Annotated in this window: 11 protein-coding genes and 1 tRNA gene; 9 read left to right on the top strand and 3 right to left on the bottom strand. The window is 69.6% G+C overall.

What is annotated here, in order from left to right; genetic code table 11:
- The first annotated feature begins 1 nt into the window (after position 1).
- The 9 genes from LZ009_RS11190 to LZ009_RS11230 all read left to right on the top strand — a co-directional run bounded on the left by LZ009_RS11190 (position 2) and on the right by LZ009_RS11230 (position 10,032).
- Complete coding sequence (locus LZ009_RS11190; RefSeq protein ID WP_275698467.1) at positions 2-781, top strand: SapC family protein; 780 nt, start codon at positions 2-4, stop codon at positions 779-781.
- 88 nt (positions 782-869) lie between these two features.
- Entirely contained in the window at positions 870-1,661 is a 792-nt protein-coding gene (locus tag LZ009_RS11195) for a SapC family protein (RefSeq protein WP_275698007.1), read from the top strand.
- A 66-nt stretch (positions 1,662-1,727) separates the two neighbouring features.
- On the top strand, positions 1,728-3,584 hold the full coding sequence (locus LZ009_RS11200; RefSeq protein WP_275698008.1) for a GAF domain-containing protein: 1,857 nt from the start codon (positions 1,728-1,730) through the stop codon (positions 3,582-3,584).
- Positions 3,585-3,597: 13 nt separating this feature from the next.
- Complete coding sequence (locus LZ009_RS11205; RefSeq protein WP_275698009.1) at positions 3,598-5,751, top strand: efflux RND transporter periplasmic adaptor subunit; 2,154 nt, start codon at positions 3,598-3,600, stop codon at positions 5,749-5,751.
- On the top strand, positions 5,744-7,759 hold the full coding sequence (locus LZ009_RS11210) for a preprotein translocase subunit SecA (protein WP_275698010.1): 2,016 nt from the start codon (positions 5,744-5,746) through the stop codon (positions 7,757-7,759). Before LZ009_RS11205 ends, LZ009_RS11210 begins: the two co-directional genes overlap by 8 nt.
- Positions 7,756-8,616, top strand: a complete 861-nt coding sequence (locus tag LZ009_RS11215; RefSeq protein WP_275698011.1) for an efflux RND transporter periplasmic adaptor subunit — start codon at positions 7,756-7,758, stop codon at positions 8,614-8,616. Before LZ009_RS11210 ends, LZ009_RS11215 begins: the two co-directional genes overlap by 4 nt.
- A gap of 58 nt (positions 8,617-8,674) precedes the next feature.
- A tRNA-Arg gene (locus tag LZ009_RS11220) sits at positions 8,675-8,751 on the top strand.
- Between the two features lie 106 nt (positions 8,752-8,857).
- Positions 8,858-9,583 (top strand): hypothetical protein, encoded by a 726-nt coding sequence (locus LZ009_RS11225; protein WP_275698012.1) that lies wholly within the window; start codon positions 8,858-8,860, stop codon positions 9,581-9,583.
- A 35-nt stretch (positions 9,584-9,618) separates the two neighbouring features.
- Positions 9,619-10,032, top strand: coding sequence for a hypothetical protein (locus LZ009_RS11230; protein ID WP_275698013.1), 414 nt, complete (start codon positions 9,619-9,621; stop codon positions 10,030-10,032).
- A gap of 76 nt (positions 10,033-10,108) precedes the next feature.
- On the opposite strand, the gene LZ009_RS11235 is transcribed toward LZ009_RS11230, so the two are convergent.
- The 3 genes from LZ009_RS11235 to LZ009_RS11245 are packed head-to-tail and all read right to left on the bottom strand — an operon-like array spanning position 10,109 to position 12,417.
- Entirely contained in the window at positions 10,109-10,483 is a 375-nt protein-coding gene (locus tag LZ009_RS11235) for a hypothetical protein (protein WP_275698014.1), read from the bottom strand.
- Entirely contained in the window at positions 10,476-11,411 is a 936-nt protein-coding gene (gene arcC / locus LZ009_RS11240; protein WP_275698015.1) for a carbamate kinase, read from the bottom strand. The genes LZ009_RS11235 and arcC overlap by 8 nt, the downstream gene beginning before the upstream one ends.
- Before the next feature lies 1 nt (position 11,412).
- Complete coding sequence (locus LZ009_RS11245; RefSeq protein WP_275698016.1) at positions 11,413-12,417, bottom strand: ornithine carbamoyltransferase; 1,005 nt, start codon at positions 12,415-12,417, stop codon at positions 11,413-11,415.
- Positions 12,418-12,423: the final 6 nt, after the last annotated feature.

Raw genomic sequence — 12,423 nt, forward strand, 5'->3', positions numbered from 1 at the left:
CGTGCAGATGCTGTTCTACGAGCAAGCCGTTCCGCTCAGCGCGGGCCGCCATGCCGACTGCGCGGTGGAGGTGCGGGACTACACGTTCTGCCGTCGGGTGAATTCCGTGCCGCTCACCGCGGTGGAGTTCCGCTCGGCGGCCGGCGAATACCCGATCGTGTTCGTGGCCGATGCGCAGAGCTTCCAGCCCGCCGTGGTCCTGGGGCTGCGCGCGCAGGAGAACCTGTACGTGTCCGACGACGGCGACTGGCAGGGACGCTACGTCCCGGCCTTCGTGCGCCGCTACCCCTTCGTCTTCTCGCAGGGCACGGAGGACCGCCACTTCGTGCTGTGCGTGGACGAGGCCTTCCACGGCTTCAACCGGGCAGGGCGGGGCAAGGCGCTGTTCACGCCCGAGGGTCAGCCGTCCCCGTACGTCGAGCGCGTGCTGCGTTTCCTGCAGGACTACCGTGCCCAGTTCGTGCGCACGCGCGCCTTGTGCGCGCGCCTGGCGCAACTGGAGCTGTTCGTTCCCATGCGGGCGCGCGTCGGCGCCGCGGGCGCGGAGGTCTCGCTCGGCGGCTTCTCCGTCGTCGACCGCAACCGGCTCAAGGCGCTCTCCGGCGAGCGGCTCACGGAACTGATGGCGGGGGACGAACTCGAGCTGGTCTACCTGCACCTGCAGTCCCTGCGCAACTTCGAGGCCATGCGCCACCGGCTGCCGGTCGCGCGGGTCGCAGAGTCCGAGCCCGAGCCCGAGCTTCCCGGCGCCGTGCCGGGGGCGTCGTTCCGGATCCACTAGGCACACCGACCATGGCGCGCGTGCCTTCCCCTTTTCCCCACCGGGCCGCCCTTGAATGGCCCATTCAACTGAGAGGAGTCCATCCGTCATGACCACCCAGCTGCTCATCTACGAAACCGCCGTTCCAGTCTCGAGTGGGCGCCACGGCAAGGCCTCGATCGAAGCCGGCAAGGGCTACGGTTTCGCGCGCAAGATCAATTCCGTCCCGCTCACGGCCGTGGAGTTCCCGCTGGCCGCCGCCGAATACGCCATCGTGTTCGCGCAGAGCGGCGAAGAAGTGGTGCCGGTCGTCATCCTCGGCGCCCGCGCCGGCGAGAACCTGTACGTGAAGGACGACGACACCTGGAACGCGAAGTACATCCCGGCCTTCGTGCGGCGTTATCCGTTCGTCTTTGCCGCCAAGGAAGACGGCCAGAGCTTCACGCTCTGCGTGGACGAGGCCTTCCAGGGCCTGAACTTCATGGGCCGCGGCGTGCCGCTGTTCGACGCCGAAGGCAAGCAGACCGCCTACGTCGACAACGTGCTGCGCTTCCTGAAGGAATACACCGCGCAGTTCGCCCGCACCCAGGCCTTCTGCAAGAAGCTGGCGGAACTGAAGCTGCTGGAGCCGATGCAGGCCCAGTTCACGCTCGCGAGCGGCCAGAAGATGTCGCTGACCGGCTTCCACGCGGTGGACCGCAAGCGCCTGAAGGCGCTGCCGGCGGAGACGCTGGCGCAGCTCGCCGGCACCGACGAACTGGAACTGGTGTACCTGCACCTGCAGTCGCTGCGCAATTTCGTCTCCGTGAAGGACAAGCTGGTGGTGACGTTGCCGGAGCAGGCCCCCGCCGACACGGCACCGGCGGCCGAGGAGCGCGACGCGGCAGCCGCGACGCACTGATGCAGGACGAGCCCCTGCAGGACGGGCTCTAGCGAGGAACGGGCGCCGCGGCGCCCGTAAAGCAGGATGAGCGGAGCATCGATCTATTCGCTGGCGGACGTGCATGCGAAGCAGGAGTCCGCCGCCTGGGCCCGGTTCTCCGCGCCGGACACCATGGCGGAGTTCTGCTCGGCATGGCTGGCGATCCTGTGCGGGCAGGTGGAGCGGGTGTCGGGCGCGCTGGTGCTGCTCGGCTCGGGCGAGGACAACCAGTTCGCGCCGGTCGCCACCTGGCCGGACGCCTCGCACGACCTGCGGCACCTCGGCCCGGTGGCGGAGAAGACCCTGCAGCAGCGGCGGGGCGTCGTCGACGCCCCCCAGGCGGTGACGGGTGCCGCCGCCGTCACCTTCATCGGCTATCCGGTGGAGGTCGACGGCCTGCTGCGCGGCGCCGTCGTGATGGAAATCCGTGCGCGGCCCGACCCCGAGGTCCAGCGCGTCCTGCGCCTGGTGCACTGGGGTATCGCGTGGCTGGTCGCCGAGTTCCGGCAGCAGGCGCTCGCGGGTCACCAGAAGCGTGCGGACCGGCTGGAGGTGGCGCAGCAACTCGTGGCCACCGCGCTGCAGGAGTCCGCGCTGCGGGCCGCGGCGCTGGCGGTCGCGAACGACCTGGCCGGGCGGCTGGCCTGCGAACGCGTGGCGCTCGGCTTCGTGCGCCACGACCGCGTCGAGGTCGAGGCGATCTCGCACACCGCCACCTTCGACCGCCGCTCCGACTTTGTCCGCCTGCTGGCGGAGGCGATGGACGAGGTGCCGGACCTCGCGCAATCCTTCGTGCATCCCCCGCTCGGACCCGACGCGGTCGGCGGGCTGGCCCACGCCGCGCTCTCCGCGGCGCGCGACGATGGCGCCGTGCTCTCGGTGCCGCTGGCCAACGACAACGACACCCTTGGCGTGCTCACCCTCGAACGCCGGCGCGACCAGCCGTTCAGCGCCGAAGAGCTGGAACTCTGCGAGACGCTGGGCCAGCTGCTCGGGCCCATCTTCGCGATGAAGCAGCAGGAGGCGCTGGGCCTGGTGCAGCGCACCGGACTGGCCATGCGGCGCGGCGGCACGATGCTGTTCGGGCCGCAGCACCCCGGGCTCAAGCTCGCCACGCTGGTGGTCGTGGTCGCGGCGGCCGTGCTCGCGGTCGCCACGGTTTCCTACCGGGTCTCCGCCAAGGTGCTCATCGAAGGCGCCGTCCAGCGCGCCGTGGTGGCGCCTTACCAGGGCTACGTCGCCGAAAGCCACGTGCGCGCCGGCGAGGCCGTGCGGCGCGGCCAGATGCTGGCGCGGCTGGAAGACCGCGACCTGCTGCTCGAACGCGCGCGCTGGAGCTCCGAGGCGGAACAGATGGCGCGTCGCTACCGCCAGTCCGCCGCGGCGCAGGAGCGCGCCGGGATGAGCATCGCCGCAGCGCAGGAGGACCAGGCGCGGGCGCAGCTGGCGCTGGTGGAAGAGCGGCTTTCGCGCGCCACCCTGGTCGCGCCCTTCGACGGCCTCGTGGTCACCGGCGACCTGAGCCAGATGCTCGGCTCGCCCGTGGAGCAGGGCAAGGTGCTGTTCGAGGTGGCGCCGCTGGACGCCTTCCGGGTCATCCTGAACGTCGACGAGCGCGACATCGCGGACGTGGCGCGCGGCCAGCGCGGCGAACTCACCCTGTCCGGCATGCCTTACGAGCGCCTGCCCTTCACGGTGCGCAACATCACGCCCGTGTCCACCGCGCAGGAAGGCCGCAACTTCTTCCGGGTGGAGGCGCAGCTGGATTCCGCCGACGCCCGCCTGCGCCCCGGCATGGAAGGGGTGGGCAAGGTCGAGGCCGGCGAGCGCAAGCTGCTGTGGATCTGGACCCACACCTTCACCGAGTGGGTGCAGCTCGCGCTCTGGCGCTGGCTGTCCTGACCGGAGCACCGCGATGCCCGAGCAGATGCTGTCCACCACGTGGTACCGCGTGGCCGCGCTGCAGCCCCGGCTGCGCGCGCACGCGCGCCTGCACCGCATGCGCTATCGCGGCGAGTTGTGGTACCTGCTGCAGGATCCGGTCAATGCGCGGGTGCACCGCTTCGCCCCGTCTGCCCGTTTCCTGCTGGCGGCCATGGACGGCGAGCGCACGGTGCAGCAGCTGTGGGAGCTCGCCAACCGGCAGCTCGGCGAGGACGCGCCGACGCAGGACGAGGTGATCCAGCTCCTGGGCCAGCTGCACGGCGCCGACCTGCTGCAAAGCGACGTGGCGCCCGATGTCACCGAAGTTTTCGAGCGCGGGCAGCGCCAGGAGAAGGCGACCCGCCGGCGCAGCTGGATGAACCCCATGGCCTGGCGCATCCACCTGTTCGACCCCGACCGCCTCCTGAACGCCATGCGAGGGGTCATCGACGTGCTGTGGGGCCGTTGGGGCGCGCTGCTGTGGCTGCTGGTGGTGCTGCCGGCCGCCACGCTGGTGCCGCTGCACTGGAGCGAGCTCACCGGCGGCTTCTCCGACCGCGTGCTCGCCACGCAGAACCTCGTGCTGCTGTGGCTGGTCTTTCCGGTGATCAAGGCGCTGCACGAGTTCGGCCACGCCGCGGCGTGCAAGCGCTGGGGCGCCGAGGTCCACGACGTCGGCGTGGTGTTCCTGGTGCTGGTGCCGGTGCCCTACGTCGAAGCCTCGGCGTCCACCGTGTTCCGCTCGAAGTGGCACCGCGCCGTGGTCGGTGCCTCCGGCATGGGCGTGGAGCTGTTCCTGGCCGCCATCGCCTTCTACTTCTGGCTGCTGGTGGAGCCGGGCGTGCTGCGCGCCGTGCTGTTCAACGTGATGGTCGTCGCGGGCGTGTCGACGCTGCTGTTCAACGGCAACCCGCTGCTGCGCTACGACGCGTACTACATCCTGTCGGACCTGATCGAGATGCCCAACCTCGCGACGCGGGCGACTCGGTACTGGGGCTACCTGCTGGACCGCTACGGTTTCGGCCTCGATGACGCGGAATCGCGGGAAACCGGAGGCCGGCGTGAAATTGCGTGGCTGGTGGGCTACGGCCTCCTGTCCACCATCTACCGCATCTTCGTGACGATCGCGATCGCGATGTTCATCGCGCAGCAGTTCTTCTTCATCGGCGTGGTCCTGGCCCTGTGGGCCGTCGTCATGATGGCGGTGGTGCCGCTGTACAAGGCGGCGCAGCACCTGGCCAGCCCGCGCCTGCGCCTGCGGCGGCGGCGCGTGTGGGCGGTGACCGGGGGATTCGTCGCGGCGGTCGTGCTGCTGCTGTTCGTGGTGCCGGCGCCGTTCCGCACGGTGCTGGAGGGCGTGGCGTGGCTCCCGTCGTCGGCCCTGGTGCGCGCGGGGCAGGACGGATTCGTGGAGCGCGTCGTCGCCGCCCCCGGCAGCGCCGTGCTGCAGGGCGACCTGCTGGTGCAGGTGCGCAATCCGGCCCTGGAGGCGCAGGCGCGGCTCGCCGCGGCGAAGGTCGTGGAATTGCAGGCGGTGCACCTCGCCAACATGAACATCGACCGCGCGCGGGCGGCGATCGCGCTGGAACAGCTGCAGGCGGAGCGCTCCGCGCTGCGGGCGGCGGAGGAAAAGCTGGCGCTGCTGAACGTGCGGGCCGGGGCCGCCGGTGTCTTCATGCTGGCGCGCGGCGAGGACCTGCCGGGCCGCTTCCACCGCCAGGGTGAGGTGATCGGCTACGTGCTCGACCGGCCGCGGCCCGTCGCCCGCGTCGTGGCGCCGCAGGACGCCGCCGACGTGGTGCGGTCCGCCGCCACGCGCGTGGAGGTGCGCATGGCCCATGCGCCTTCCAGCGTGCTGCCGGGACGCGTCGAGCGGGAAGTGCCCGCCGGCGAGGAATACCTGCCCAGCCGGGCGCTCGCGGCCGAGGGCGGCGGCCAGATGGCCACCGACCAGCGCGACACGCGCGGTGCGCGCACGCTGGAGCGCACCTTCCAGTTCGACATCGCGGTCGACCCGTCGGCGGGCCCGGTACCCCTCTACTTCGGCGAGCGCGTGCACGTGCGCTTCGAGCACCCGGCCGAGCCGATCGGGCAGCAATGGCTGCGCAACGTCCGGCGCGCCTTCCTGTCGCACTTCCATGTCTAGCCGCGCCCTCCCGTTCCAGCAGGCGCTCCTGGCGGGCGGGCGGCCCTATGCCGAACGCGCGGAGGACCGGGAGTTCTGGCTCGACCGGCTGGCACAGGCGATCAATGCGGCGGCCATCGCTCCCGTGCGCCGCGCCTTGCATGGGCTGGCGGGCGGCGGCGAGCGCTTCGTCGCCGCCGTGGACGGCTGGGCCCCGGCCATGAAGAAGCTGGACGACGACGCGCTGCGCGCGCGCGCCGCGGCCCTGCGGCCCCGGTTGCGCCGCGCCGGGTTCACGCCCGCCCTCGCCGCGGAAACCTTCGCGCTGGTGCGCGAGGCGGCGGAACGCACCGTGGGCCAGCGCCACTTCGCGACCCAGCTGCGCGGCGGCTACGAGCTGCTGCGCGGCCGCCTCGTGGAGATGGCGACGGGGGAGGGCAAGACCTTCTGCGCGACGCTCCCGGCCTGCGCGGTGGCGCTCTCCGGCTATCCGGTGCACGTCATCACCGTCAACGATTACCTGGCGAGCCGCGACGCCGGGAAGATGAAGCCGCTGTACGAATTCCTCGGCCTCGGCGTGGGTCTCGTCGTGCAGGGCATGAAGCGCTCCGAGCGGCGCGAGGCGTACGCGCAGTCCGTCACCTACGTCACCAACAAGGAGCTCGCCTTCGACTACCTGCGCGACCGCGTGGCGCTGCAGGGCAAGGGCACGCGCCTGCACCAGTCGGTGCGCCGGCTGGCCGGCCATGCCGCGGCCGACGAGGACACCGTGCTGCGCGGCCTGTACTACGCGATCGTCGACGAGGCCGACAGCGTCTTCGTGGACGAAGCCCGCACGCCGCTGATCCTGTCCGCGACCGGCGATGCGAGCGCCGAGGTGGAGATGGGCCGGGAGGCCCTGGCGTTCGCAGGCGCGCTGGTGGAGCCGGGCGATTTCGTCCTCGACGTGTTCGAGCATTCCGTGGCGCTGACGGACGAAGGGCGCGACAAGCTCGACGCCTTCGCCGAACAGCGCGATGGCCCCTGGACCTCGGTGCGCGGCCGCGAGGAGCTTGTGCGCCAGGCCCTCAGCGCCCTGTACCTGTTCCGCCGCGACCAGAAGTACGTGGTGGTGGACGGCAAGGTGCAGATCGTCGACGAGTCCACCGGGCGCGTGATGCCGGACCGTTCGTGGGAACGCGGGCTGCACCAGCTGATCGAGCTGAAGGAGGGCGTCGAGCCGACGGCGCGGCGCGACACGCTCGCGCGGCTCACGTACCAGCGGCTGTTCCGCCGCTACGTGCACCTCTCCGGCATGACGGGCACGGCGGCCGAGGTCGCCCGCGAGATCCAGCTGGTGTACGGGCTGGCCACCGCGCGCGTTCCCCTGCGCAAGCCGTCGCAGCGCGCCGACCGGGGCTTCACCTGCTGCGCCACGCTGCGCGAGAAGTGGGAGCGCGTTGCGGATTCCGCCGAGCAGCTGGCCTGCCGCCAGGGCCGGCCGGTGCTGATCGGCACCCGCTCCGTCGAAGCGTCCGAGCAGGTCAGCGCGGTGCTGCGCGCGCGCGGCCTGCCGCATGCGCTGCTCAACGCCAAGCAGGACAAGGACGAGGCCGACGTGGTCGCCCAGGCGGGACATGCCGGCCGCATCACCGTGGCGACCAACATGGCCGGCCGCGGCACCGACATCGAGCTGGGCCCGGGCGTGCCGGAGTGCGGCGGGCTGCACGTGATCCTCACCGAGTACCACGATTCGCGCCGCGTGGACCGCCAGCTGGTGGGCCGGTGCGCGCGCCAGGGCGACCCGGGCAGCTGCGAAGCCATCGTCTCGCTGGAAGACGAGATCTTCGAGGTCTGCGCGCCGGCGCTGGCCGGCGCCCTGCACCGCAGCGCGGCAGCCGGCATGCCCGTGCCCGAGCGCATGTACGCCGCGCTGCGCAAGGTGGCGCAGCAGGCCGCGGAGCGGCAACAGTACGCCATCCGCATGAACAACCTGAAGCAGGACCGCCGGCTGCAGCGCACGCTGGCCTTCACCGGGAGAAGCGAATGACCTCCGTGCGATCCATCGCCCCTGCCGCCCTCGCGGCCCTCTGGGCCGCCGGCGCGGCTGCCAACCCCTACGAGTGCCTCATCGAGCCGAACCAGACGGTGGAAGTGCGCAGCTCGGTCGAAGGCATCATCGAGAAGGTCCTCGTGCAGCGCGGCGACCGCGTGCGCGCCGGCCAGGTGCTGGTGCAGCTGGAGTCCGCGGCGGAGGCATCGGCCGTGCAGCTCGCGCGCACGCGTGCCGAAGCGCAGGGCCGGCTGCAGTCCGCGGAGAACCGGCTGGAGTACGCGCACAAGAAGCTGGAGCGGCAGTCGCAGCTCGAACAGCAGAAGTTCGTCTCGGTGCAGGCGCGCGACGAGGCCGAGGCGGAGAAGCGCATCCTGGAGTCGGAGCTGCGCGCCGCGCGCGAGGACAAGGAGCAGGCCCTCCTGGACGCGCGCCACGCGCAGGACGTCCTGAACCGCCGCGTGCTGCGCAGCCCCTTCGACGGCATCGTGCTCGATCGCATGCTGAACCCCGGCGACCTCGCGGAGTCGGGCACGGGCCGCAAGCCCATCCTGAAGCTCGTGCAAGTGGAGCCGCTGCGCGTGGAGGTGGTGTTGCCGCTGGCGGCCTGGGGCAAGCTGAAGCCGGGACAGGCGGCGACGGTCCTGCCGGAGGCCCTGGGCGGCAGCCACGCGGCGACCGTGAAGGTGATCGACAGCGTGTTCGACACGGCCAGCGGGACCTTCGGCGTCCGCCTGGAAATGCCCAATGGCGGCGCCAGGGTGCCGGCGGGCATCCGCTGCCGCGTGGACTTTCCGGGCCTGCGTGGAACCGCCGCCAGCGTGACGCCGGTGCGGGGCACGCCGATCAAGTGAGCGCGGCAGGCCCCGGGACGGCCCTCCCGGGCCGGTCCAAGGTACCATGGCGGCCTGCCTGCCCGTAGCTCAGTTGGATAGAGCACCTGCCTTCTAAGCAGGTTGTCGGGGGTTCGATTCCCTCCGGGCAGGCCAAATCACCTTCCAGGAAGCCGGAACCCTCTCACGCGTGTCTCCAGATTTGCGAAGCCAGCTACCTGCCTCGGCACGAGATCGCTTGCGTCCGCCAAGGTGGCTTGCATTGGTTGCGATCGTGGTCGTGCTGGGGCTACCTGCATGCTTCGAAACGCGAATGTTCCGGATCGACTTTCCCGATACGGCATTTGTGGTGGAGGAGGATTGGGTAGCGCCGAACGAGCGCGCGCAGAATTTGACAAGCTTTGTAGTTCGGATCCCGCGGTCTCGCGTGCCAAGACAGAGCTTGCAACTGGAATCCGAGTTGCCGGGGTATCAGTTGGATGCCCACCTGAAGCCAGCTACGTACAACGTCCATCTCGACTATCAAGGCACGCCGAAGCCCGGAGCGCCTTTGCGGAAGCTTTTGCAGGCTGGCGGATGGGTGCTGCTGCCTGACACCGATCCGGAGTTCCGGATCGCCGTGCGTCATGACGCGGGTCAGTCTTCTTTGCCTCGTCGGGAGGCCTATGAACCCAAGGCGGACACCCGGTACCTTATTACCTGCAGCACGTACCGCATGGGTAGCGACCCAGCTCGCCGTTTCAGGCAATGCGCCATGACTGCGCCCTATCGCGAACCCTTCAGCGGCGAGATGAGCGTCCAGATTGCAGTGGGCGTCCCGCAAGAGCACCTACGGCGGTGGGCCGAATTTGCGGAGGCCGAACGCACCGCGATCCGGCAGTTCCAGGTCGAATCCGATCCGCGGATCTGGCAGCGACGCGAACAGATGCGACGCGACGCCCTGCGTGCAACCGAGCCCAAGCCAACTTCTGTTAAGGGCGGAGCTTGAAGGTCCGACCTTGATTCGCTTGAAGGATTGGAAACGTGGCATTCGTGAACGAACGCATCTCCGGGGACGACAGGAAGAATTTCGACTTCGACGTCATCAAACGTCCCCCTTTGTATAGGGAACCGATCGATCCCAGCCATTGGACGATCGATAGAAGCCGCAATGCCTTCCTGATCTGGACGCTCGGAGGGCGGGAGGACGAGCAGAACGCAGAGCACTTCGCCCTCTGGCTGGACGGAAACGTCGTATACGCCAAGCTGCTGCGAGATTCCGTGGGCCACTTTTCGTCGCACGTTCAGACGACCTGGCGACTCCAGAAGCTGATGATTCCTGCGCATCGCGAGAGCACGCGCGGCGAGATCATCGAAGTCTTGCGGGATGCGCTGGCTGCGTACAAGGTCGGGAGCGGGGTAAGGGTTGCGTCGCACGAAGCGAAGTTCGATTTTTGAGATCCATGACGCCTATCTTGGGTCGCGCGGCGACCCCAGCGCTGGGGTGCCTTCGGCAGCCCAGCCTGCATGGAAATCACCGTCCCATCCGTCTCTGATATGCGGCCAGCCAGCGCTGGTTCAGCGTCGGATTGTTCTCCGTCGAATCCGGCGCGTTGAAGATCACCTGTAGCGTGTTGTCGGCCTGCGGCTTCAGGTCGATGGTGACGGCCGCGCCGCCCTTGTTCCCGGTGATGCGGCCGTTGCCGCGGTCGGCATTGGTCACCTGGACGCCGGCATCGGCCGCGGCGCCGATGGCCGCGTCCCAGGACTTGTCGAAGCTGGGTGGCGAGATCGTCTTGGTCTGGCCCCCTGGCACCGTCACCGGGTAGGTGCCGTAAGGGTAGGGCGCGTAGTAGCAGCCGGCCAGCAGCGCGGACGCGGCGATGAGGGTTGCCAGGTGCTTAGCCATACACGATGTCGCCCGAACCGGCCACGATGGTCGTGCCTGCGGTGCCTTCGATCACTTTCGCCAGGTCGGCCAGCGCGCCGATCGCGGCGGCCTTGCCGGTGGCGGCGGCGAAGCGGCAGGCGGCCTGCACCTTGGGGCCCATGGACCCCGCGGCGAAAGGCATGCCCTTGAGGGAGTCGACCGAGGCGCGGCGGATCGCCCGCTGCGTCGGCTTGCCCCAGTCGACGTAGACCGCATCGGCATCGGTCAGCATGACGTACAGGTCCGCGCCGAGCTCGCGCGCCAGCAGCTCGGTGGCCAGGTCCTTGTCGATCACGCACTCGATGCCTTCGAGCTTGCGCTCGGCGTGCGGCGAATAGGCGGCGGGGATGCCACCCCCGCCGGCGGCGATCACGATGGTGTGCTTCTCCAGCAGCCACTTGATCGGCCGCAGCTCGAAGATGCGCTTGGGCTCCGGCGAGGCGACCACGCGCCGCCACTTGTCGCCGTCGGCCTTCACCACCCAGCCCTTGGCCTCGGCCAGGCGGTCGGCCTCGGCCTTGTCGTAGACGGGGCCGATGAACTTGGTGGGGTTGTGGAAGGCGGGGTCGTTGGCATCGACCTCCACCATGGTGAGCAGCGTGGCGAAGGGCCGCTCGAAGGGCAGCAGGTTGCCGAGCTCCTGCTCGATCATGTAGCCGATCATGCCCTCGGTCTGCGCGCCGAGCACGTCGAGCGGATAGGTTTCCACTTCGCGGTAGGCCGCGCCCTGCAGGGCCAGCAGCCCCACCTGCGGCCCGTTGCCGTGGCCCACGACCAGGTCGTGCACGCGGGCCACGGGCGCCAGCGCGGCCGCCGCGATGCGTACGTTCTCGCGCTGGTTGTCGGCGGTCATCGGCTGCCCGCGGCGCAGCAGCGCGTTGCCGCCCAGGGCGGTGACGATCAGCATGTCAGGCCCCCAGGGTGGCAACCATGATCGCCTTGATGGTGTGCAGGCGGTTCTCGGCCTGCTCGAAGGCGATGTTGTATTCGGACTCGAAGACCTCGTTGCTCACTTCCAGCCCGTCGCTGATGCCGTAGGTCTCGGCGATCTGCTTGCCGAGCGTGGTCTCGGTGTCGTGGAAGGCCGGCAGGCAGTGCATGAACTTCACCTTCGGGTTGCCGCTGGCCTTCATCAGGACGGCGTTCACCTGGTACTTCATCAGCAGGCCGATGCGCTCCTTCCACACCTCCTTGGGCTCGCCCATGGAGACCCAGACGTCGGTGTGGATGAAGTCGGCGCCGTCCACCGCCTGCTGCGGATCCTCGGTGATGGTCAGCGTGGCCCCGTGCTTCGCTTCGAGCTCGCGCGCGATCGCCACGAACTCCTCGGCCGGCCAGAGCTTGCGCGGGCCGCAGATGCGCACGTCCATGCCCATCAGGCAGCCGACGATCATCAGCGAGTGGCCCATGTTGTTGCGGGTGTCGCCGAGGAAGGCGTACTTGATCTGGCTGACCGGCTTGTCGCTGTGCTCGCGCATGGTCATCACGTCGGCCAGCATCTGGGTCGGGTGGTATTCGTCGGTCAGGCCGTTGAAGACCGGCACGCCGGCGTACTTGGCGAGCGTTTCCACGCCGCTCTGGCTGGCGCCGCGGTATTCGAGTGCGTCGAACATGCGGCCCAGCACCCGGGCCGTGTCCTTGAACGACTCCTTGTGCCCGATCTGCGAGCCGGCCGGATCGAGGTAGGTGACGTTGGCGCCCTGGTCGTGGCAGGCGACCTCGAAGGCGCAGCGCGTGCGGGTCGAGGTCTTCTCGAAGATCAGGCAGATTTCCTTGCCCTTCAGCTGGTGCTGCTCGGTGCCGGCGTACTTGGCGCGCTTGAGGTCGCGGGCGAGGTCCAGCAGGTACTGGAACTCGCGCTGGGTGAAGTCCTGCACGGACAGCAGCGAACGGTTGCGAAGGTTGAAGCTCACGGCAAA

The sequence above is a fragment of the Ramlibacter paludis genome (assembly GCF_022012305.1).
Lineage (GTDB): Bacteria > Pseudomonadota > Gammaproteobacteria > Burkholderiales > Burkholderiaceae_C > Ramlibacter > Ramlibacter paludis.

What these genes read in the sequence shown, in the direction of transcription:
- LZ009_RS11195 (WP_275698007.1), top strand. Translation starts at nt 870, where the DNA reads ATGACCACCCAGCTGCTCATCTACGAAACCGCCGTTCCAGTCTCGAGT.
- LZ009_RS11200 (WP_275698008.1), top strand. Translation starts at nt 1,728, where the DNA reads ATGAGCGGAGCATCGATCTATTCGCTGGCGGACGTGCATGCGAAGCAG.
- LZ009_RS11205 (WP_275698009.1), top strand. Translation starts at nt 3,598, where the DNA reads ATGCCCGAGCAGATGCTGTCCACCACGTGGTACCGCGTGGCCGCGCTG.
- LZ009_RS11210 (WP_275698010.1), top strand. Translation starts at nt 5,744, where the DNA reads ATGTCTAGCCGCGCCCTCCCGTTCCAGCAGGCGCTCCTGGCGGGCGGG.
- LZ009_RS11215 (WP_275698011.1), top strand. Translation starts at nt 7,756, where the DNA reads ATGACCTCCGTGCGATCCATCGCCCCTGCCGCCCTCGCGGCCCTCTGG.
- LZ009_RS11235 (WP_275698014.1), bottom strand. Translation starts at nt 10,483, where the DNA reads ATGGCTAAGCACCTGGCAACCCTCATCGCCGCGTCCGCGCTGCTGGCC.
- arcC (WP_275698015.1), bottom strand. Translation starts at nt 11,411, where the DNA reads ATGCTGATCGTCACCGCCCTGGGCGGCAACGCGCTGCTGCGCCGCGGG.